Raw genomic sequence first — 19760 nt, 5'->3', positions numbered from 1 at the left:
GGACGGACCCTTCAGTCGGTGGGCTAGAAGCTGGACAGCAGCCGGATGTCGTTGTCGGCGAAGAGCCGCAGGTCCGGCACGCCGTAGCGCACCATCGCGGTCCGCTCGATGCCGATGCCGAACGCGAACCCCTGCACGACCTCGGGGTCGTGGCCGCCGGCCGCGAGCACGTTCGGGTGCACCATGCCGGAGCCCAGCAGCTCGGTCCAGCGCCCGCCGCCGCGGCCGTCGGGGACCCAGGCGTCGAGCTCGGCCGACGGCTCGGTGAACGGGAAGTAGTGGGGGCGGAAGCGCAGCTGCACGTCCTCGCCGACCAGCGCCCGGGCGAAGGCCATCAGCGTCCCGTACAGGTCGGCGAGGGAGAGGTCGGTGTCGAGCGCCAGCCCCTCGATCTGGTGGAAGACCGGCAGGTGGGTCGCGTCCGGCGTGTCCTGGCGGTACACGCGGCCGGGGACCGCCACGTACACCGGCGGCTCGCGGTCGAGCATGGTCCGGATCTGCATCGGGGAGGTCTGGGTCCGGAGCAGCAGGCCGGTCGTGCCGTCATCTCGGCGGGGGGCCTCGTCCAGCCCCTGGACGTAGATCGTGTCCTGCAGGGTGCGGGCCGGGTGGTCCATCGGCGTGTTGAGGGCGTCGAAGTTGAACCAGTCCGACTCGACCTCCGGGCCGGTGACGACCTCGTAGCCGAGCCCGACGAACACGTCGAGGATCGCGTCGAGGGTCTGGCGCAGCGGGTGGAGCGACCCGGTCCGCGGCACGCGGGGCGGCAGGGTGATGTCGATCGACTCGGCCGCCAGGATCTCGGCGTCCCGCTCGAGCTCGAGCTGGGTCCGGCGGGCGTCGAACGCCGCGGCGAACCGGGCGTTCACGTCGTTGACGGCCTGGCCGACGACTCTCCGGTCCTCGTGGTCGAGGCCGCCGAGCTGGCGCTTGATGAGGCTGACCCGGCCCTTCTTGCCCATGAAGGTCTGGCGGACCTCGTCGAGCGCGTCGAGGTCGGGGGCGGCGGCGATGGCGGCCAGCGCCTCGGACCCGAGCGCCTCGAGGGTCTCGGTCAGCGGCTGGGCGGTGTCGTTCACTGCGGCGGTCCGTTCGGAGATCCGTGGGAGGAGGGGGAGGCGACGCTGTCCTGGGTCGTCATCACGCTGGCGCGGAGGGCGTCCATGTCGATGCCGGCGAGCTCGAGGCCGCCCTTCGGGATCGTGAAGGCGAAGGTGGACCCGCGTCCGACGTCGGAGGTGACCCAGATCTCGCCGCCGTGCGCCTCCACGAGGCCCTTGGTGATGTAGAGGCCGAGGCCGGTGCCCTGCCGCTTCTCACCCGGGCGGCGGTAGAACTTCGTGAAGACGGCGTTGCGGACCTCCGGCTCGATGCCCGCCCCGTGATCGCTGACGGTCACGGTGACGACGTCCGCCCCCTCCTCCGCGGCGATCTCGATCGGCCCGTCGGTGTACTTGATCGCGTTCTCGAGGAGGTTGCCGAGGACCTGCTCGAGGCGGTCGGGGTCGGCGTAGAGGTCGGGCACGTCGCCGACGACGACGTCGACCGCGCGACCCTGGCCGATCCCGGCGGCGGTGCGGGTCACCACCCCGTCGATGAGCTGGGGCAGGCGCACCATCTGCCGCTTGAGCTGCAGGCGGCCGGCGTCGATCCGGGACACGGCCAGCAGCTCGCCCAGCAGGCGGGTCACCCGGTCCGCGTCCTCGTTGACCGTCGCCAGCATCTGCTTCTTCTGGTCGTCGCTGAACCGGTCCCACTTCGCGAGGAGCGTCTTCGTGAACCCCTTCACGCTGGTCAGCGGGCTGCGCAGCTCGTGGCTGACGGTGGACACGAGGTCGCTGCGCGCGGTGTCACGTCGCCGGCGCGCCTCGGCGCGCCGCACGGTGAGCAGCAGCCCCCCGGCCAGCGGGCCGGTGGTCAGCCGCGTGCCGTTGACCGCGACCGCCCGGTTCGTGGAGCCGACCTGCAGGTTCAGCTCCTGCTCGGCGAGGCGCCGGATCACCGTCGCGTCGCCGGCCAGGGGCTCGGCGCAGCTCCACCAGTCCGACCCGTCCTCGGTGCGCAGGCGCAGCGTGCGGGGCGCCGGGGCGCCGACGAGCTCGCCGCCGCCGTCGGCGAGCAGCCGCCGCGCCAGGGGGTTGGCGTACGCGATCACCCCGTGGGCGTCCACGGCGACCGCCGGGTCGGGCAGGAGCTCCAGGCCAGCGAGCTCGGCTGGCGGTCGTGGCGATCCCGACGTGGTGGTCATGTCTCCGTGTGAGCCGTGGCGTGCTGCTGCGCGTCGTGCACCGCGTACGCCATGACCGCGACTGCTGCAGCCAGGTTGAGGCTCTCCGCGTGTCCGTGGTGGCCAGGGCGTTCGGGGCGAGCGATTGGGATGTGGACTGACACGCTACATCCCGCGAGCACCGTCGCCGAGAGGCCCGCCGCCTCACCCCCGAAGACGAGCGCGGTCGGGACCGACAGGTCCACCTCCGCGAGGGGGACCGAGGCCCGCACGTCGGCAGCCAGGACCTGCAGGCCGGCCGCAGCGAGGTCGGCCAGGGCCTCCGGCGCGGCGCCGGTGACGATCGGCAGGTGGAAGACCGACCCCGTCGACGCTCGGACGGCCTTCGGGTTGTACGGGTCGACGCTGCCGGCGAGGAACACGACCGCGTCGGCGCCCGCCGCGTCCGCGGTGCGGATGATCGTGCCGGCGTTGCCCGGATCGCTGACCCCGTCGAGCACGACCAGGAAGCGGGCGGTGGGGAGGACGTCGACCAGCGCGACGTCGCGGATCGGCGCGACGCCGACCAGGCCCTGGGGCGTGACGGTGTCGGCGAGGACCCGCAGCACCTCGGGGGTGACGGCCCGGACCTCCGCCCCCGCCCCGGCGGCCTGGCGCAGCAGCTCGGCATGGTCGTCGAGGGCTTGCGGGGTGGCGAAGACCTCGATGAGCTGGCCCAGCGCCTCGCTGACCGCCTGCGGCCCCTCGACCAGGAAGGCGCGCTCGTCACGCCGGCCCTTCCGCGCCGCGAGCTTCGCGGCGGCCTTGACGGCGGGGTTCGCCGTCGAGGTGATGACCGGCGCGGTCGTGAGCTGGTGCGCCAGGCTCATGTCGCCCTTCCTCCCCCTCGGGGGTGCCGGACGTGCTAGAGCGCGGCCTTCGCGGCCGTGACCAGCGCGGCGAACGCCTTCGGGTCGTTGACGGCCAGCTCGGCCAGGACCTTGCGGTCGAGCTCGATCTCGGCCTGCTTCAGGCCGTGCATGAACCGGCTGTAGCTCATGCCCTCCTGCCGTGCCGCCGCGTTGATGCGGGTGATCCAGAGCTTGCGGAAGTCCCGCTTCTTGGCCCGGCGGTCCCGGGTCGCGTACCGGTCGGCGTGCAGGATCGTCTCGTTGGCGATCCGGTAGCGGCGGCTGCGGGCTCCGCGGAACCCCTTCGCCCGGTTCAGGACGGTGCGGCGCTGCTTGCGGCCGTGGACGCCGCGCTTGACGCGTGCCATGTCTCAGCTTCTCCTCAGGTGTGGTGGGCGGGGCCACGTCGCGGGCCCCGTCGGACTGCGACCTAGCGGCCCAGCATCCGCTTGATGGTCTTGGCCTCGGCGGTGTTCTGGAGCGGCTCGTCGCGGCGCAGGCGCAGCTTGCGGCGCTGCGGCTTGTGCTCGGCCAGGTGGTTGCGGTTCTGGCGGCGGTGCATGACCTTGCCGTTGCGGGTCACGCGGAAGCGGTCCTTGGTGCCCGAGTGGGTCTTCTGCTTCGGCATGGCGGGGCCTTCCGGTCGGTGGTCTGCTCGGCCGCCCGGAACAGCGACGGCCGCTGCGGGAGCAGCGGCCGTGCGACACATCCGTGACCGACCCCGGGGAGGGGTGGTCGGAGGAGGTGATGGACCTGCGCGAGGACGTGACCTGGCAGGTGGGGCGCCGCGCCCACTTGGTCTGGACCGACAAGGGTAGGTCCGGCGCCCACCGTTGTCCACCGGGGGTGGGGGGCGGCTCGGCCCCGCTACCCGTCCCGGCCGGGGATCCAGAGCTTGTCGGTCTGCTTGGGTTGGCCACCCGGTGCCGGCCCACCCGGTGCCGGCCCGCTGGACGCCTGCCCACCTGACGCCTGTCCGGGTGGGGGCGTCGATGTCCCCTCCCCCTCGGCGGGCTGCTCGCCGCCGGACGCCTGCTGGCGCTCGAGCTGGACCTGGGCCATCTGCAGCTGGCTGACGGCGGTCTTGAGCTGCTCGACGCCCGACCCCAGGTGGGGTTCGGCCGCGCCGACCATCGCCGCCAGCGCGTCGATCAGGAGGCGGGCGTCGCCGCGGCCGAGCTTGGCCTCGGCCCCCGAGGCCAGCATGCCGACGCACTGCATCAGCAGGTCGCCTGCCGGGGCCTCGCGGAGCTGGGCGTAGTACGCCTCGATCTCCTCCTGGGTGGGCTGTCCCTGTGCGGATGGATCGCTCATCGCCACCGGATGCTATCGGGCCTCAGGCCAGCCCGACCGCCGACAGGTACGCGTCGGCGATCTGCGAGCCGAACAGCAGCGCCAGCAGCGCCCCGATGCTGAGGAACGGGCCGAACGGGATCATGTCCTTGCGCCCGCGGAGCCGGGTGACGATGAGGCCGATCGAGATGACCGACCCGATCAGGAACGCCCCGAAGATCCCGATCACGACGGCGCCGAGCCCGACGTAGCCGAGGCCCAGCCCGAGGAACGCCGCGTACTTGACGTCGCCCATGCCCATCCCGCGCGGGTTGATCAGCGCGAGCACCAGCAGGAACGCGAACGCCCCCGCCCCGCCGATGAGCACGTCGACGATCCGGCCCGGCTCGCCGTTCGCCAGCGCCGCGACCACCAGCAGGACCGCCAGGGCCGGCGTCAGCGGGTAGGTCAGGGCGTTCGGGATCCGGCGGGTCTCGTAGTCGATGACGGTGACGACCAGGAGCATCCACACGAACAGGCCCATGGCGGGCAGTGCCCACCAGTCCGGCGGGTCCGCCGACGCGAGCCACCACGCCGTCCCGGCGAACAGGGCCCCGCAGACCAGCTCGACCACCGGGTACCTAGGGCTGATCGGCGCACCGCAGTCGCGGCAACGACCCCGTAGCAGCAGCCAGGACACGACGGGGATGTTGTCGCGCGGCCGGATCTCGGTCCCGCACCGCGGGCAGGCGGAGGGCGGCCGGGCGACGCTGCGCCCCTCGGGGACCCGGTGGATCACGACGTTGGCGAAGGACCCGAACGCGAGTCCGAGCACCCCGGCGAGCAGCGCGACCAGTCCTGCCATCGCGGGCCATCATGCCTGGTGCGCGCGGCGCGGCGGCCGATCGTCCACAGGCGCACCGCGCGGGTACAACTGTCCGCCATGGCCACCCACGGACGCCCCGACCCACGTCCCGCGCGATCCCGCCGCCGCGTCACCACGCCCGGCCGCGCCGCCGCGGGCATCGGGGCGCTGGCCGGCGTCGGCGGCGTCGTCCGCTGGGCCGCGCCTGCCAGCCCGCTGCCCCCGCCGACCGGTCCGCACCCCGTGGGCACGACGATCGTCGAGCTGGAGGGGCCGCGGACCCTGCCGGTCCAGGTCTGGTACCCCGCGCGGGCTGCGAACGGGCCGGGCGCACCGCTGTTCCCGGCGAGCGCCGGGGTGGCCCGCGCCCTCGCGGCGCGCTACCGGATCCCGGCCTGGACCCTGCGACCGATCCGTCGCAGCCGCGGGACGGCGATCGCGGACGCGACCCCCGCCTGGACGCCGGCGGACGACGGGCCGGTCCGCGGCGCCGTCGTGATCAGCCACGGCTGGCTGGGGTTCCGGACGATGCACGCCGACCTGGCCGAGCAGCTCGCCAGCGAGGGGTGGATCGTCGTCGCCCCGGACCACGTCGGGGGTGCGCTGGCCGCACAGCACCCCGACGGACGGGTCACCGGCCTCGAGGCGACGCTGATGCCGCCCGATGACGCGCCGGACTACCGGCTCCGCACCGCCGCGCTGGTCGCGCGCTACGCCGAGGACCTCGAGGCCGTGGTGGACGCGGTGGCGGCCGGGGCGCTGAGCCCCCTCCGCCCCCGCGCCGACGGCGTCTGGCTGATCGGCCAGTCGACCGGCGGCGGGGCCGCGACGGCCCTCGCCGCGCGTGACCCGCGCGTCCGCGGGGTGCTGGGCCTCGACCCGTGGGTGCAGCCGGTCCCGTCGGAGGCCCGCGCCGCCCTGGACGTCCCGATGATCGCGGTGCGGAGCGGTGAGTGGGTCGGCAACGGCAACGACCGGCTGCTGACGGCGATGCCCACCGTCGAGCTCCGCGCGGTCCCCGAGGCCCGTCACGCCGACCTGACGTGCCTCGGGTACCTGTCACCGGTCACGCGGCTGGTGGGCCTGACGACGTGCGATCCCCGGTTGCCCCACGACGCAGCGCTGGCGGCGTTCGCGGACCTGGTCGTCCGCTAGCGCCCATCAGGCCTGCGCGGCGGCGTCCGCCTCGATGGCCGCGGCGTTGGCGGCGAACCACGCCTCGGCCTCGGCCGCGACGGCGAGGATCTGGTCGTCGACCGGGGTCGGCAGGGAGGGGTCGATGTCGTAGCCGAAGTAGTCGAAGTGGTACGGGGTCCCGCTGGTGAGGGACGAGATGGCCACCAGCGCCGCGTCGGTCACCGTCGACCAGGGCGACACGTCGTAGCCGACGCTCGTCTGGGTGCCGTCGTAGGCGGTGGTGCTGACCGACCCGAGCGCCCCCTCCTCCACGTCGCCGAGCACGCCGATGAGCAGCGGCACGGCCGACAGGCGGCCGATGCCCTCGAGGGCGGTGACCGCGGAGCCGCGGACGTAGACGTCCGCGTGGGCCAGACCGGCCTCCGCGCCGGACTGGATCGCGTCGACCCGCGGATCGCCCGCGATCTCCCGCGCGAGGTTGCCGAGCGCCTGCAAGGCGCTGCCGTGGACCACCGGATCGGGGGCGCCGACCAGCGGCAGGATCGCGTCGACGAACGCCGACCGCTCGGCGAGGGTGAAGGCGTTGGCCGTCTCGACGCGGAACAGCGCCGAGGTCGTGAGCACCGGGTCGCCGGAGCTGACCGCGTCGAGCATGAAGGCGCTGATCGCGGGGTCGGTCTCCCAGTCCGCCTGCCAGATCTCGTCGACGACGGCGGTGGTGAGGGCGGGGTCCCCGACCGCCTCGGCGGCGGCGATCATCGCGTCGCGGACCCGCGCGTCCGGTCCCGCGTCGAGGTTGAACAGCGTCGCGCCCGCGTCGATGGCGGCCAGCAGGACCGCGGGGTCCGCGTCGGGGACGAGGTGGGTGAGGACCACCTCGGCGTACTCGTCGTCGACCAGGACGTACCCCTCGACCTCCACCGCCCGGTGCGTCGCGGCCATGCCACGCAGCGCACCCGCCACGAGGGCGGGGTCCTCTCCGGTCGCGGCCAGGTAGGTGAACAGCGGCGCGTTCTCCTCGGTCTGGGCGTCGAACGGGAAGGCGACGCCGTCGAAGGTCGCGGCGAGGGCGTCGGCATCAGCCGCACGGGGGTCGTCGCCCGGCGCCTCCTCGGTCATCGCCTCCGCGGGCTCGGTGGCCGCGGCCGGTTCGGAGGAGGCCATCGCCTCGGGTTCGCTCGCGACCGCGGCGGCTGCCTCGGCCGCCGGCTCGGTCGGCTCGGTGGTGGTGTCGGCGGCGTCGTCCCCGCCGCAGGCGGTCAGCAGCAGCGCGGTGAGCGCGATGGTCGTCAGCAGGCGCGTCATCTCTGGTGATCTCCCGTCCGGATCGTGGCGGTCTCGCAGGCGGCGGTACCGTACGCACGTAACGGAACGAGGTGGAAGGGGGGTCACGGTTCCGTAAGCGACCGTGCGGTTCGGTCGACCCGGCGGGCGGCGGTAGCGTCTGGGCCCATGGACCGCTTGGAGACGCTGACCGCCGGCATGCCGCTCATCGTGGGCGGGGACCGGGTGACGACCGTGCCCCCGGACGTCGCCGAGGCCTTCAGGCCAGGCGACGCGATCCTGGTCGTCGCGCCCGCGCGCGGCGTCCACGGCGAGGTGCTGCACCTGCCCGCACCCGAGCGCGACGCCGCCCGCCGCGCCGTCGATGCCGCCGTCAGTGCGTTCGACGCCATGGGCACGGTCACCGACGAGCAGGTCTCGGCGTTCTACGACGCGTTCGCCGACGCCCTGGCCGACGACGACGCGTTCGCGCCGATCCGCGCCGCCAACGAGCGCGACGTCGCGGATGCCCGTGCGCGGGGCCGCTCGACCACCCGGCTGGTGCTCGGCGAGCGGATGCGCGCGGACATGGTCGCCGGCCTGCGCGGCTGGCGGGACATGCCCTCCCAGCGGGGGCAGGTCACCGAGGTGGTCTCCCACGAGGGCTGGAGGGTCGAGCAGGTCGTCGACCGCCTCGGCGTCGTCGGGTTCGTGTTCGAGGGCCGGCCCAACGTGTTCGCGGACGCCTGCGGGGTGCTCCGGACCGGCAACGCGGTCGTGTTCCGCATCGGCTCCGACGCGCTGGGCACGGCGCGGGCGATCGTCGCGCACGCCCTCGAGCCGGCCCTCGCCGCCGCGGGCCTGCCGTCGGGCGCGGCGTCGTTGGTGGACTCACCGGCCCGTTCGGCGGGGTGGGCGCTGTTCAGCGACCCGCGTCTGGCCCTCGCCGTCGCCCGCGGGTCGGGGCCGGCCACGGCGACGTTGGGGGCGGTGGCCCGGCTGGCGGGCATCCCGGTCAGCCTGCACGGCACCGGCGGGGCGTGGATCGTCGCGGGCCCGTCCGCGTCGGTGACGGACTTCGGCGAGGCGGTCCGCCGGTCGCTCGACCGGAAGGTGTGCAACACCCTCAACACCTGTGCGATCACGGCGGACCGCGCCGACGAGCTGGTCGGCGTCTTCCTCGACGCGCTGACCGCGGCCGGCGAGGCCCGGGGGGTGCACGCGAAGCTCCACGTGGAGGAGGGGTCGCGGTCCCACGTGCCCGACGCGTGGTTCGACCGGGAGGTCCCGATCGCGCGGGCCGGGGGCGAGGTGGTCGAACCGCAGGCCGAGGCGATCGCGCCCGACCGCCTGGGGGAGGAGTGGGAGTGGGAGGACTCCCCCGAGGTCACCCTCGTGGTGGTCGAGTCCGTCGACGACGCCGTCGCCCGGTTCAACGCCCAGAGCCCGCGGTTCGTCGCCAGCCTGATCGCCGAGGACCCCGCCGAGCACCAGCGGTTCTTCGACACCGTCGACGCGCCGTTCGTGGGGAACGGCCTGACCCGGTGGGTCGACGGCCAGTACGCGCTCGACAAGCCCGAGCTCGGCCTCTCGAACTGGGAGGGCGGCCGGCTGTTCGGCCGCGGGGGGATCCTGTCCGGCGACTCGGTCCACACCATCCGCACCCGCGCGGTCCAGGACCGCCCCGACATCGACCGGTAGCCGCCAGACCGCGAGCGGAGCGAGCCTGGTCTGGCGGAACGGGGGGACGCGCCGCGGAGCGGCACGACGGGGGTCGGGTCAGGCGCGCAGCGCCCGACGGGGTCAGGGGGCGGAGCCCCCTGGGGTGCCCCCCGTGCGGGCGTAGTCGCGGATCACCTCGTCGATGATGAGCCGCAGCAGCTTCTCCGAGAACGTCGGGTCGAGGTCGGCCTCCTCTGCCAGGAGGCGGAGGCGAGCGATCTGGACCTCCTCGCGGGCCGGGTCGGCGGGGGGCAGCCCGACCTCGCGCTTGTGGGCACCGACCTTGCGGGTGACCTCGAAGCGCTCCCCCATCAGCCGGATCAGCGCCGCGTCGAGCTCGTCGATGCGCGCGCGCAGCTCGCTCAGGACGGGGTCATCGGTCACGTGGTGTGCTCCTCGTCTGTGGCCTGTCGGGGGCGGCGGTCACGGTAGCGGGTCAGCAGCCACCCGAACCGCCGTTGGGCACGTTCGGGATCGAGGGGTCGATGACCTCGACGTGCACGTGGGGCCAGGACGGCTCAGCCGTCGTGTCGTCCACCTGCGAGCGGAACGGCAGCGGCCGCGCGGCTGCGGCCAGGACCGTCTCGCCGGCGACCACCCGGTCGCCCGCCTGGACGGCGAGGCCCTGGATGTGGAGCAGCTTGACCTCCCACGCCGGCTCGTCGTCCGGGGCGATGACCGCGTAGTCGTCGTCGAACCGGCAGTACAGCTCGTAGGTGCCGGCCCGCACGACGGTGCCCGTGACCGGCGCGCGGATCTCGCTGCCCGGCGCGACGACGACGTCCGCGGCGCTCTGCAGGCCCGACAGCCGACCCCTGGACCCGAGCACGATCCCGCCGGCCGCGCTCGCGGCGAGGACCTGGTCGCGGGCGCCCTCGTGGTTGGACTGGTGCAGGCCGATCCGCTCGACGACGGCCGCGGGGTGCACCAGGGTGACCGCGCCCGCGTCCGCGTAGGCGACGAAGGCCGTCTCGTGGACGGTGCGGCCGTCGTCCCACGTCACCGCCCAGGGCCCGAGGGGCGGGGTCACCCCTCCCCGCACGTAGTGCGCGCCGGGTGGTGCGACGGCCTGCAGCGGCGCGGCCGCGGCGGGGAGGGTCGTGGCCAGGGCCGCGAGCGCCACCAGTCCCGCGACCACCCACCGGCGTCCCGCCGCCCGCCGCATGGCCGCTACAGCGCCTTCAGCAGGTTGGCGGTCTCGATGGCCGCGAGGGCGGCCTCCCAGCCCTTGTTGCCGAGCTTGCCGCCGGAGCGGTCGGTCGCCTGCTCCCACGTCTCGGTGGTCAGCACGCCGAAGGCCATCGGGACACCGGTCTCGAGCGCGACCCGGCCGAGCGCGGCGGACTCGCCGGCGACGTAGTCGCAGTGGGCGGTCTGGCCGCGGACGACCGCGCCGAGGGCGACGACGGCATCCACCCCTCCCCCGTCCGCCAGCCGCTTGGCGACCAGCGGGATCTCCCAGGCGCCCGGCACCCAGTACAGCGCGACGTCGTCGTCGGCGACGCCGTGGCGGGTCAGGCACGACGCGGCGCCGTCGACCAGCCGCTGCACGACCGTGTCGTTGAAGCGGCTGGCGATGATCGCCACCCGCAGGCCGCTGCCGTCCAGGCTGCCCTCATGCACTCGCATCGTCGGTGTCCTCGCCGGCGGCCCCGCCCGCCACGTCGCTCAGGGTGTCCAGTCGGGTCAGGGTATGCCCCATCCGGTCCCGCTTGGTCTGCAGGTACCGCAGGTTCTCGGCCGTCGGGGCGGTCTCGATCGGCACGCGCTCGACGATCTCGAGGCCGTAGCCCTCGAGGCCGGCGCGCTTCGCCGGGTTGTTGCTGAGCAGCCGGAGGGTCGACAGGCCCAGGTCGACGAGGATCTGCGCCCCGGTGCCGTAGTCGCGCGCGTCGGCGGGGAAGCCGAGCTCGATGTTCGCCTCGATCGTGTCGCGGCCGTCGTCCTGCAGCTTGTAGGCCTGCAGCTTGTGCATGATGCCGATGCCGCGGCCCTCGTGGCCGCGGATGTAGACGATCACGCCCTCGCCCTCCTGGGCGATCTTGCGCATCGAGTCGTGCAGCTGCGGGCCGCAGTCGCAGCGGAGGGACCCGAAGATGTCGCCGGTGAGGCACTCCGAGTGCATCCGGACCAGCACGTTCGGCTTGTTCTCGGGGCTGCCGTAGACCAGGGCGACGTGGTCGTGGCCGTCCATGTCCGAGTGGTAGCCGACGGCCCGGAAGGTCCCGTAGGGCGTGGGGATCGACGCCTCGGCCAGCCGGTGGACGAGCCGCTCGGACCGTCGCCGCCACGCGATCAGGTCGGCGATGGAGATGATGTGCAGGTCGTGCTCGGCGGCGAAGTCCCGCAGCTCCGGCAGCCGGGCCATGTCGGTCTTCTTCGCGTCGACGATCTCGCACAGCACACCGGCCGGGGCGAGGCCCGCCAGGCGGGCGAGGTCGACGGCCGCCTCGGTGTGCCCGGCCCGCTTGAGCACCCCGCCCGGCACCGCGCCGAGGGGCACCACGTGACCGGGTCGGGACAGGTCGTGGGGGCGGGTGGCCGGGTCGATCAGCGCGTGGATGGTCGTCGCGCGGTCCGCGGCGCTGATGCCGGTCGACGTGCCCTGCCTGGCGTCGACGGTGACAAGGTAGTTGGTCCGCATCGGGTCGGTGTTGTCGGTCACCATCGGCGGCAGCTCGAGGTGGCTGGCGCGCTCCTTGGTGATCGCGGCGCAGATGTAGCCGGACGTGTGGTGGAGGAAGAACGCGATCTTCTCCGGCGTCACGGCCTCGGCGGCCATGATCAGGTCGCCCTCGTTCTCGCGGTCCTCGTCGTCGACGACGACGACGACCTCGCCGCGGCCGACCGCGGCGATCGCGTCGGGGATGGAGCTGAAGCCGCGGCTCACGAGTCACCGCCCGGGGAGTAGGGGGAGGTGACGCCGGCGGACAGCATCCGCTCGACGTACTTCGCGATGACGTCCACCTCGAGGTCGACGCGGTCGCCGACGCCGCGGATGCCGTGGGTCGTCACCTCGAGGGTGTGGGGGATCAGCCCGACGGAGAACCAGTCGTCGCCCACCGCCGCGACGGTCAGGGAGACCCCGTCGATCGTGATCGAGCCCTTCTCGACGACGTAGCGGGACAGGCGGGGTGGCAGGGCGTAGGTGACCGTCGTCCACTCCTCGTGCGGATCGATGGACCGGACCGTCGTGACCCCGTCGACGTGCCCCTGCACCAGGTGGCCGCCGAGCCGGCCGCCGGCGCGCATCGCCCGCTCGAGGTTCACCGGGTCGCCCGGCGTGAGGTCGCCGAGCGCGGTGCGGTCGAGGGTCTCGCCCATCATGTCGCAGGTGAACGAGCCCTCGGGGCGCAGGTCGGTGATGGTCAGGCAGCAGCCGTTCACGGCGATCGAGTCGCCGACCTCCGAGCCGTCGAGCACCACCTGGCAGCTGATCTCGAGCACCGCGGACCCCTCGGCCCGGCGGAGGTCTGCGACCTCGCCGACCTCTTCGACCAGTCCGGTGAACACGTCGTCTCCTCTGTCAGCCCTGGGGTTCGTCGGCATCTGCGCGGCGCGGGTACGCCGTCACCAGCACATCGTCGTCGCACACGACCGCGCTCGCCAACTCGAGCCGCGGCGCGTCGGCCAGGTCGAACCGCCCGGCGACCGGTGACAGGCCCTGCCCGAGGACCACGCCGGCCAGGTGGACCTCGAAGCGGTCGATCAGCCCTGAGGCGAGGAACCCGCCGATCACGCCGGCCCCGCCCTCCACCAGGACGCTGCGGATCCCGTCGGCGTGCAGGGCGGCCAGGGCGTCCTCCGGCGTCGCGGAGTCGAGCACGACGGTGTCGGCGGCGCGATCGGTGAGGAGCCGCAGGTCCGGCCGCCCGCGGAGCCTGCCCCGCCGGTCGAGGACCACCCGACGCGGTTGCGGTCCATCCCACCCGGGCAGGCGGACGGTCAGGGCCGGGTCGTCGGCGAGGGCGGTGCCGCTGCCGACCAGGACCGCATCGACCTCGGCGCGCAGCCTGTGGCCGGCCTCGCGGGCACCCGGGCCGGTGATCCATCGCGACGCGCCGGTGTGGTCGGCGATGTAGCCGTCGATGCTGCTCGCGGTCTTCGCGATGACGAACGGGCGGTCGTGGGTCAGGCCGTGCAGGAACACCTCGTGGACCCGGCGGGCCCGGTCGGCGGCCACGTCGACGTCGACGGCGATCCCGGCGGCGCGGAGGCGATCCACCCCTCCCCCCGCGATCGGGTTGGGGTCGGCCAGCGCGGCGACCACCCGGCGGACGCCGGCGGCGATCAGCGCCTCGGTGCACGGCGGGGTGCGACCGACGTGGGCGCACGGCTCGAGGGTCACGTAGGCCGTCGCGCCGCGGGCGGCCTCGCCGGCCTGGGCCAGGGCGACCGCCTCGGCGTGCGGACCGGGCGGGGGCTGGGTCCACCCCTCCCCCACGACCTGCTGGCCGGCGACGAGCACGCACCCGACGAACGGGTTGGGGCTGGTCCGCCCGCGGCCCCGCTCACCGAGCGCGAAGGCGCGGTCCAGCCGGCTCAGGTCGTCGTGGTCCACCACCGCGCCACGGTACGCGGCGCGTCAGCCCGAGCGGCCGTCGACGGCGTAGGCGGAGCGGCCGGGGCTCGACCGCTTGACGTGCGACTTCATCTCGGTGGCGACCGAGACCATCTGGCGGTGGTCGATGAAGGTCCGCTGGGTGTTGGACGTCGCCCCGATCGCCATGCTGATCAGCCCGTAGCGCTGGGTCTGGCCGCGGCGGTCCTGCAGCTCGAGGTGGCCGCGCTCGAGGTCCTCGGTGGCGTACAGGGCGGGGATCATCTCGTCGAAGCGCCGGATCCCCTGGATGCACACGTCGTCGATGAGGGAGGGGTGGAACACCATCACGAAGTCGTCCCCGCCGATGTGGCCGAGGAACGAGTCGGCGGTCCCGCCGGTGGTGAGCGCCTCGCGGAGGACCTGCGCGGTGGCCTGGATGACCTTGTCGCCCTCGAGGAAGCCGTAGTGGTCGTTGTAGGACTTGAAGTCGTTCAGGTCGACGTAGGCGCCCGCGACGGGCTGGTCGTCCTCCAGCCGGCGGGAGATCTCGGTCTCGATGCGGTGGTTGCCCGGCAGGCCGGTGAGGGGCGAGGCGCCCCGGAGGTCCGCGGCGCGCCGCAGGGTGGTGCGCACGCGGGCGACGAGCTCCATCGGGTCGAAGGGCTTCAGGACGTAGTCGTCGGCGCCGGCGGCCAGGCCCACGACCTTGTCGACGGTCATGGACTTGGCGGTCAGCAGGATCACCGGGATGTGGCTGGTGCGGGGGTCGGCGCGCAGCCGACGGCACACCTCGATCCCGTCGATGCCGGGCATCATCACGTCGAGGAGGACCAGGGCGGGGTCGGACTCGAACGCGCGTTGGAGCCCCTCGGGCCCGTCTCCGGCGACGACGACCTCGAACCCCTCCAGCCGGAGGTTCACCTCCACGAAGCGGCGGATGTCCGTCTCGTTGTCGACCACGAGGATCCGGTCACCGCCCATGCCTCGTCATCCCTCTCTCAGCATCGCCGCCACGAACATCCCGTCCCCGTCGTCGAGGTCGGGTGCCAGCTGCGTGCCGCACCGGGTGGGAGTGCCCACCGCCGGGGGTCGCAGACTGCGCACTGCGGCCACGGAGCGTACTGCATCGACGACGAGATCGGTCTCAGCTTCGGTCCAGGTGCACACAGAGTAGGTGACGCGTCCCCCTGGGCGAACCAGGCGGACGGCGGAGGCGAGCAGGTCGACCTGGGTGCGGGCCAGCGCGTCCACGTCGTCGGGGGTCTTCCGCCACCGCAGCTCGGGCCGGCGGCGGACCACGCCGAGCCCTGAGCAGGGCGCGTCGAGCAGCACGGCGTCGGCCTGCCCCTCCGGCAGGCCGGGGTCGATGCCGTCCGCGGCCAGGGTGGTGACGGCCATGCCCAGCCCGTCGGCGAGGGCGGCCACCCGACGCAGCCGGCCGGGGTGGCGGTCGACCGCGGTGACGGTCAGGCCCTGCTGGGCGAGGTGGGTGGACTTGCCGCCCGGCGCGGCGCAGAGGTCGATGACGTGCGCGCCGGCGGGCAGGCCCTCCGCGGCGGTCACGCCGACCACCTGGGAGGCCTGGTCCTGCACCACGGCCAGGCCGTCGCGGACGACGGCGAGGTCGCCCGGGACGTGCCGTTCGGCGAGGACGACCGCGTGGGGTGACAGCGCACCGGGTGCGGCGGCGATCCCGTCGCCGGTGAGGGCGGCGATGACCGCGTCGCGGTCGGCGACGGCGCGGAGCACCAGCGGGGCGGGGGTGTTGCCGGCCTCGAGGACCGCCCGGGCGCGGGGGTCGCCGAAGCGCTGGCGGGCGAGGGCGACCATCCAGGCCGGGTAGCCCAGGCGCAGGCCGAGCCCCTCGTCGGTGGCCTCGTCGGGCCAGGGCAGGTCGTCGGCGCGTCGGGCGACGCCGCGGAGCACGCCGTTGGCGAAGCCGGTGGCCCGCTGGCCCACGACCTGCCGGGCGACCTCGACCCAGGCGTTGACGACCGCGCGGGAGGGGGCGGCGCCGAAGCGCAGCTCCCACGTGCCCAGGCGCAGGATGTCGAGCAGGTCGTCCTCGACGGCGTCGAGCCCGCGGCTGACCAGGTGGGAGAGGATCCAGTCGAGGGTCCCCTCCACCCGCAGGGTGCTGAAGGTGAGGTTGGCGGCGAAGGACCGGTCGCGGGCGTCGAGGCCGGACTCGCCGAGCACCGCATCGACGACGGGCGACGCCCACGCCTGCTGGTCGTGGATGCGGCGCAGGGCGGTGAGCGCGGTGCGGCGCGACGCGGTGCCCTGGGCCTGCGGGTCGCTCCCGGGCTGCGGGTCGCTCACCGGGTGTCGGCTGCGTCGTCGGTCCGGCCGAGGACCGTCGGGCGGTAGCCGTTGGCGAAGGCGGCGCCGTCCATCCGGGGCTTGCCGGCGGGCTGGACCTCGTCCAGGCGGACCGCCCCCTCGCCGCAGGCGACGACCGGGCGGCCGTCGCGCTCACCGACGACGTGGCCGGGTTCCCCGCTCGCGTCGGTCGGGGTGACCCGGTGCACCTTGAGGCGGCTGCCGTCGAGGGTGGTGTGGGCCCCCGGCATCGGGTTGAACGCCCGGACGGCCCGGTCGATCGCGGCCGCGGGCTGCGCCCAGTCGAGCGCGGCGTCGGCGGCGGCGATCTTCGGGGCGTAGGTGGCCCGGTCGTGGTCCTGGGGGACCAGCGGCAGCGTGCCGTCGACCAGCCCTCGGACGGCGTCGACCAGGACGGGGGCGCCGGCCTCGGCCAGCCGGGCGGTCAGCTCACCGGCGGTCTCGTCCGCGGCGATGCGGGTCTCGTGGGTCACGAGCACGTCGCCGGTGTCCATGCCGGCGTCCAGGCGGAAGCACGTGACGCCGGTGACCGTGTCGCCGGCGAGGATGCTGGCGGGCACCGGGGCGGCGCCCCGGTGGGCGGGGAGGAGGCTGAAGTGCAGGTTCACGAACCCGGCGCCGCCCGCGTCGAGCAGGTCCTGGGGCAGGATCGAGCCGTAGGCGACGACCGCGCAGGCGTCGACCCGTGCGGCGCGGAGGTCCTCGACGACCTCCCGCGGCGTCGTGGGCTGCCAGACGTCGAGGCCGGCGTCGAGGGCGGCGACCTTGACCGGCGGCGGGGTCAGCGCGTACCCGCGGCCGGCGGGACGGTCGGGGTTGGTCACCACCGCGACGACCTCGACGTCGTCCGCGGCGACGAACGCCTCGAGGGCGGGGACGGCCGGCGCCGGGGTGCCGAAGAAGGCGATCCGCATCAGGCGACCGCTCCGCCCTCGGCGTTGGGGAGCTCGGCGTCCGGGCCCTCGGCGTCCGGGAGCTCCTCGGGCGGTGGGGGGTACTCCAGCTCGCCCCTGCGGATGCGGCGCATCGCGTCCTTCCGGTCGTGCCGGGCGAGGTGCTCGATGAAGAGGATCCCGTTCAGGTGGTCGATCTCGTGGGCGATGATCCGCGCGAGCAGCCCCTCCCCCTCCAGGGTCAGCTCCTCGCCGAACACGTCCCGGGCCTCGATGTGGACCTGCAGCGGCCGGGTCGTCGGGTAGAAGAGGCCGGGGAAGGACAGGCAGCCCTCGTCGCCCTCCTGCACCTCCTCGGACTCGAAGGTGATCGTCGGGTTGACGACCGCGCCGTGGGCGTCCTCGGTCTCCCAGGTGAACAGGCGCTGGAGCACCCCGACCTGGTTGGCCGCGAGGCCTGCACCCGCCGCGGCACGCATGGTCTCGAGCATGTCGCCGGCCAGGCGGCGCAGGCGGTCGTCGAAGTCGGTGACCTCGTGGGCCCGCTCGCGCAGGACGGGGTCGCCGAAGATGCGGATGGGCAGCTCGGCCATGGTCAGCAGGTCTCCAGGGGTGGGGTCAGGCCAGCCGGACGGGGTCCACGTCCACCCGGATGCGGCGGTCGTCGCGCGCCCAGGCCTGTCGGAGGGGTGCCAGCGCCGTCAGCGTGCCATGCAGGTCGGCGGTCTTCAGCAGGGCCACGCCGTCGGGGTCCGGGCCGAGGAGGGTGCCCGGCACGGCGGCGCGGACCGCCGCGGCGGCGTCGTCGGCCAGGCTGGTGAGGCGCAGGAGCGACCCGGCCGGCGGGAACCCGAGGACGGCGCGCCGCTCGTGCTCGCCGTCCCAGAAGCCGTCGGGATCGGCGCGCACGAGCGCCTGGAGCCCTGGGTGGTCGGGGTGGGCGGTCTGCACCAGGACCCGGCGGGCCAGCCGGGCGGCGTCGAGCCACAGGCGCAGGGCGTCCTCCGTCGCGTCGACGACCGGGCGGCCGACCAGCACGTCGGGGTCGGCGATCACCAGCAGGTCGGCCATCCCGTCGGGGTCGGACCGCAACCAGTCCGGGCGTGCCACGACGCTGCCCCGGGTCATCACCGCGATCGCCGGTCGGCGGGTCGGGCCGGGCTGGTCGAAGCCCTCCATGTGCGCGACGTCGGCGTCGGGGTGGGTGCGCGCCAGCTCGCCGGCCAGCCGGGACGCACCCGCGCGGAGGGGGAAGCTGTCGGTGCTCCCGCAGTCCGGGCACGGGCGGGGGGCACCGGTCCAGCCGCAGGCGGCGCAGCGCCACGCGTCCGGCGTGGCGGTGGAGTGGGCGGTCGGCCCGATCCCGCCGCCGCACGTGGGGCACTCGAACCGCGAGCGGCACCGTCCGCAGGCGAGCGAGGTGCCGCTGCCCTTCGCCGCGGCCAGGACGATCGCCGTGCCGCCGACCGCGACCACGTCCGCGAGGGCGTCGGCGATCGGGCCGACCAGGCGGGTCCGCCGCGCGTTGACCGGCAGCGTGCGCCGGTCGATGACCCGGACCTCCGGCGCGTGGGCCCGCTCGGTCGCCCGGTCGGCGCGGACACCGATCAGGTGGCCCCCGGCGAGGTGCCGTCTGGCCTGCGCGGACAGCACGCTCGAGGTGAGCACCGCCGTCGCGCCGCTGATCCTCGCCCTCCCGAGCGCGGCCTCGCGGACGTGGTGGCGGGGGTTGCGCTGCTCCTTGAACGCCGGGTTCGCCTCATCGACGACCACGACCAGGCCGAGGTCGCGGACCGGCGTGAGCACCAGCCCGCGCTCGCCGACGAGGACCCCGATCTCACCGCGGCGGGCGCGGAGGAAGACCCGGTACCGCTCGGCGTCGGCCACGTCCCCGCGCAGGTCCGCGGCGAGCGGGCCGACGGCGGCCAGGACGTCGTCCGCCGGGCCGGGCGCGGGGGACGGGACGACGACCAGGGCCTGGTGGCCGGCGGCGACGCACCGGGTGACGAGGTCGACCAGGAGCGGTCCCTCCCCCTCCGTCGGGTGGAGGGGGGCCCGCAGGTGGTAGGCCCGGCCGTCGGGGTCGCTCGCGGCCTTCAGGAGGGGTGAGGCGGTGAAGGGCCGCCAGCGGTCGCTCGGGCATGGCGGCCGATCCGCCGGCGTCGGTGGGGCGGGCGGTCCCCAGGTGGCGGCCTCGCGCTCCACCCGGACGATCCGTGGCGGGAGGGCGTGCCGGATCGCGCCGGACAGGGTGCCCGCGTAGCGGTCGGCGACCCAACGCCACACCGCGAGGTCGTCGTCGTCGAACCAGCGGACGTCGCCGTCGACGGCCTCGACCGGCTTGATCCGGTCGGGGTCGGTCGACGGGGTGTCGGTGACCTCCGCGACCCACGCGGTGCGCGGCCGGCCGTTGAAGCTGACCTTGACGCGGGAGCCGACGCCCACGTCGGCGGCGGGGTCGATGTCCGGGGTGAGGGCGTAGTCGAAGGGCCGGTCGAGGTGCGCCGGCCCGACGTCGACGACGACCCGGACGTACCGGGGTCGGTCAGCGGTCACTCCCACCACCCCACCAGTGTGTCGGGAGACCCGTCATCCTGACGGGTCT

General features: G+C 74.6%; 21 protein-coding genes. 2 read left to right on the top strand and 19 right to left on the bottom strand.

Features of this window, described 5'->3' with window-relative positions; all coding sequences use genetic code 11:
* Positions 1–23: 23 nt before the first annotated feature.
* The 7 genes from pheS to ACEQ2X_RS02880 form a co-directional block, all read right to left on the bottom strand.
* Positions 24–1079, bottom strand: a complete 1056-nt coding sequence (gene pheS / locus ACEQ2X_RS02910) for a phenylalanine--tRNA ligase subunit alpha (RefSeq protein ID WP_370324265.1) — start codon at positions 1077–1079, stop codon at positions 24–26.
* Entirely contained in the window at positions 1076–2248 is a 1173-nt protein-coding gene (locus ACEQ2X_RS02905) for an ATP-binding protein (RefSeq protein ID WP_370324264.1), read from the bottom strand. The genes pheS and ACEQ2X_RS02905 overlap by 4 nt, the downstream gene beginning before the upstream one ends.
* Positions 2245–3096 (bottom strand): TrmH family RNA methyltransferase, encoded by an 852-nt coding sequence (locus tag ACEQ2X_RS02900; RefSeq protein ID WP_370324263.1) that lies wholly within the window; start codon positions 3094–3096, stop codon positions 2245–2247. The genes ACEQ2X_RS02905 and ACEQ2X_RS02900 overlap by 4 nt, the downstream gene beginning before the upstream one ends.
* Positions 3097–3131: 35 nt before the next feature.
* Positions 3132–3485, bottom strand: coding sequence for a 50S ribosomal protein L20 (gene rplT, locus ACEQ2X_RS02895; protein WP_370324262.1), 354 nt, complete (start codon positions 3483–3485; stop codon positions 3132–3134).
* A 62-nt stretch (positions 3486–3547) separates the two neighbouring features.
* Positions 3548–3745: a 50S ribosomal protein L35 gene (gene rpmI, locus ACEQ2X_RS02890; RefSeq protein WP_370324260.1), complete on the bottom strand. Its 198-nt coding sequence runs from the start codon at positions 3743–3745 to the stop codon at positions 3548–3550.
* Positions 3746–3984: 239 nt separating this feature from the next.
* The gene (locus ACEQ2X_RS02885; protein WP_370324259.1) at positions 3985–4431 is read right to left on the bottom strand and encodes a hypothetical protein; all 447 of its coding nucleotides are present in this window, start codon (positions 4429–4431) and stop codon (positions 3985–3987) included.
* A gap of 22 nt (positions 4432–4453) precedes the next feature.
* Positions 4454–5254 (bottom strand): A24 family peptidase, encoded by an 801-nt coding sequence (locus ACEQ2X_RS02880; RefSeq protein WP_370324258.1) that lies wholly within the window; start codon positions 5252–5254, stop codon positions 4454–4456.
* A 78-nt stretch (positions 5255–5332) separates the two neighbouring features.
* Between ACEQ2X_RS02880 and ACEQ2X_RS02875 the strand changes: the two genes are divergently transcribed.
* A complete protein-coding gene (locus tag ACEQ2X_RS02875) occupies positions 5333–6409 on the top strand; it encodes a serine aminopeptidase domain-containing protein (protein ID WP_370324257.1) in 1077 nt (358 codons plus the stop codon).
* A 6-nt stretch (positions 6410–6415) separates the two neighbouring features.
* Here ACEQ2X_RS02875 and ACEQ2X_RS02870 read toward each other — a convergent pair whose 3' ends face one another.
* Entirely contained in the window at positions 6416–7696 is a 1281-nt protein-coding gene (locus tag ACEQ2X_RS02870) for a hypothetical protein (protein ID WP_370324256.1), read from the bottom strand.
* 147 nt (positions 7697–7843) lie between these two features.
* Between ACEQ2X_RS02870 and ACEQ2X_RS02865 the strand changes: the two genes are divergently transcribed.
* Positions 7844–9355: an aldehyde dehydrogenase family protein gene (locus ACEQ2X_RS02865; RefSeq protein WP_370324255.1), complete on the top strand. Its 1512-nt coding sequence runs from the start codon at positions 7844–7846 to the stop codon at positions 9353–9355.
* A 102-nt stretch (positions 9356–9457) separates the two neighbouring features.
* Here the strand turns inward: ACEQ2X_RS02865 and ACEQ2X_RS02860 are convergent, their stop codons facing one another.
* Genes ACEQ2X_RS02860 through ACEQ2X_RS02810 form a run of 11 tightly spaced genes read right to left on the bottom strand, consistent with a single transcriptional unit; the run spans position 9458 to position 19717 of the window.
* Complete coding sequence (locus tag ACEQ2X_RS02860; RefSeq protein ID WP_370324254.1) at positions 9458–9760, bottom strand: chorismate mutase; 303 nt, start codon at positions 9758–9760, stop codon at positions 9458–9460.
* A 52-nt stretch (positions 9761–9812) separates the two neighbouring features.
* Complete coding sequence (locus tag ACEQ2X_RS02855) at positions 9813–10514, bottom strand: hypothetical protein (RefSeq protein ID WP_370324253.1); 702 nt, start codon at positions 10512–10514, stop codon at positions 9813–9815.
* Positions 10515–10546: 32 nt separating this feature from the next.
* Positions 10547–11005 (bottom strand): 6,7-dimethyl-8-ribityllumazine synthase, encoded by a 459-nt coding sequence (gene ribH, locus ACEQ2X_RS02850; protein WP_370324252.1) that lies wholly within the window; start codon positions 11003–11005, stop codon positions 10547–10549.
* Positions 10992–12266 carry a bifunctional 3,4-dihydroxy-2-butanone-4-phosphate synthase/GTP cyclohydrolase II gene (locus ACEQ2X_RS02845; protein ID WP_370324251.1) on the bottom strand — a complete coding sequence of 425 codons (1275 nt, stop codon included), beginning with the start codon at positions 12264–12266 and terminating at the stop codon, positions 10992–10994. The genes ribH and ACEQ2X_RS02845 overlap by 14 nt, the downstream gene beginning before the upstream one ends.
* Positions 12263–12889, bottom strand: a complete 627-nt coding sequence (locus ACEQ2X_RS02840; protein WP_370324250.1) for a riboflavin synthase — start codon at positions 12887–12889, stop codon at positions 12263–12265. The genes ACEQ2X_RS02845 and ACEQ2X_RS02840 overlap by 4 nt, the downstream gene beginning before the upstream one ends.
* 13 nt (positions 12890–12902) lie before the next feature.
* Positions 12903–13937: a bifunctional diaminohydroxyphosphoribosylaminopyrimidine deaminase/5-amino-6-(5-phosphoribosylamino)uracil reductase RibD gene (ribD, locus tag ACEQ2X_RS02835; RefSeq protein WP_370324249.1), complete on the bottom strand. Its 1035-nt coding sequence runs from the start codon at positions 13935–13937 to the stop codon at positions 12903–12905.
* Between the two features lie 24 nt (positions 13938–13961).
* Positions 13962–14900: a response regulator gene (locus ACEQ2X_RS02830; protein ID WP_370324248.1), complete on the bottom strand. Its 939-nt coding sequence runs from the start codon at positions 14898–14900 to the stop codon at positions 13962–13964.
* Between the two features lie 6 nt (positions 14901–14906).
* Entirely contained in the window at positions 14907–16241 is a 1335-nt protein-coding gene (locus ACEQ2X_RS02825) for an RsmB/NOP family class I SAM-dependent RNA methyltransferase (protein ID WP_370324247.1), read from the bottom strand.
* Positions 16238–17176, bottom strand: coding sequence for a methionyl-tRNA formyltransferase (gene fmt / locus ACEQ2X_RS02820; RefSeq protein WP_370324246.1), 939 nt, complete (start codon positions 17174–17176; stop codon positions 16238–16240). The genes ACEQ2X_RS02825 and fmt overlap by 4 nt, the downstream gene beginning before the upstream one ends.
* Positions 17176–17748, bottom strand: coding sequence for a peptide deformylase (gene def, locus ACEQ2X_RS02815; RefSeq protein ID WP_370324245.1), 573 nt, complete (start codon positions 17746–17748; stop codon positions 17176–17178). The genes fmt and def overlap by 1 nt, the downstream gene beginning before the upstream one ends.
* Positions 17749–17773: 25 nt before the next feature.
* Entirely contained in the window at positions 17774–19717 is a 1944-nt protein-coding gene (locus ACEQ2X_RS02810) for a hypothetical protein (protein WP_370324244.1), read from the bottom strand.
* Positions 19718–19760: the final 43 nt, after the last annotated feature.

Source organism: Euzebya sp. (assembly GCF_964222135.1).
In the GTDB taxonomy this organism is placed as follows: domain Bacteria; phylum Actinomycetota; class Nitriliruptoria; order Euzebyales; family Euzebyaceae; genus Euzebya.
Note: the sequence above shows the minus strand (reverse complement) of the source record. Positions and strands in the feature narration are given on the sequence as shown.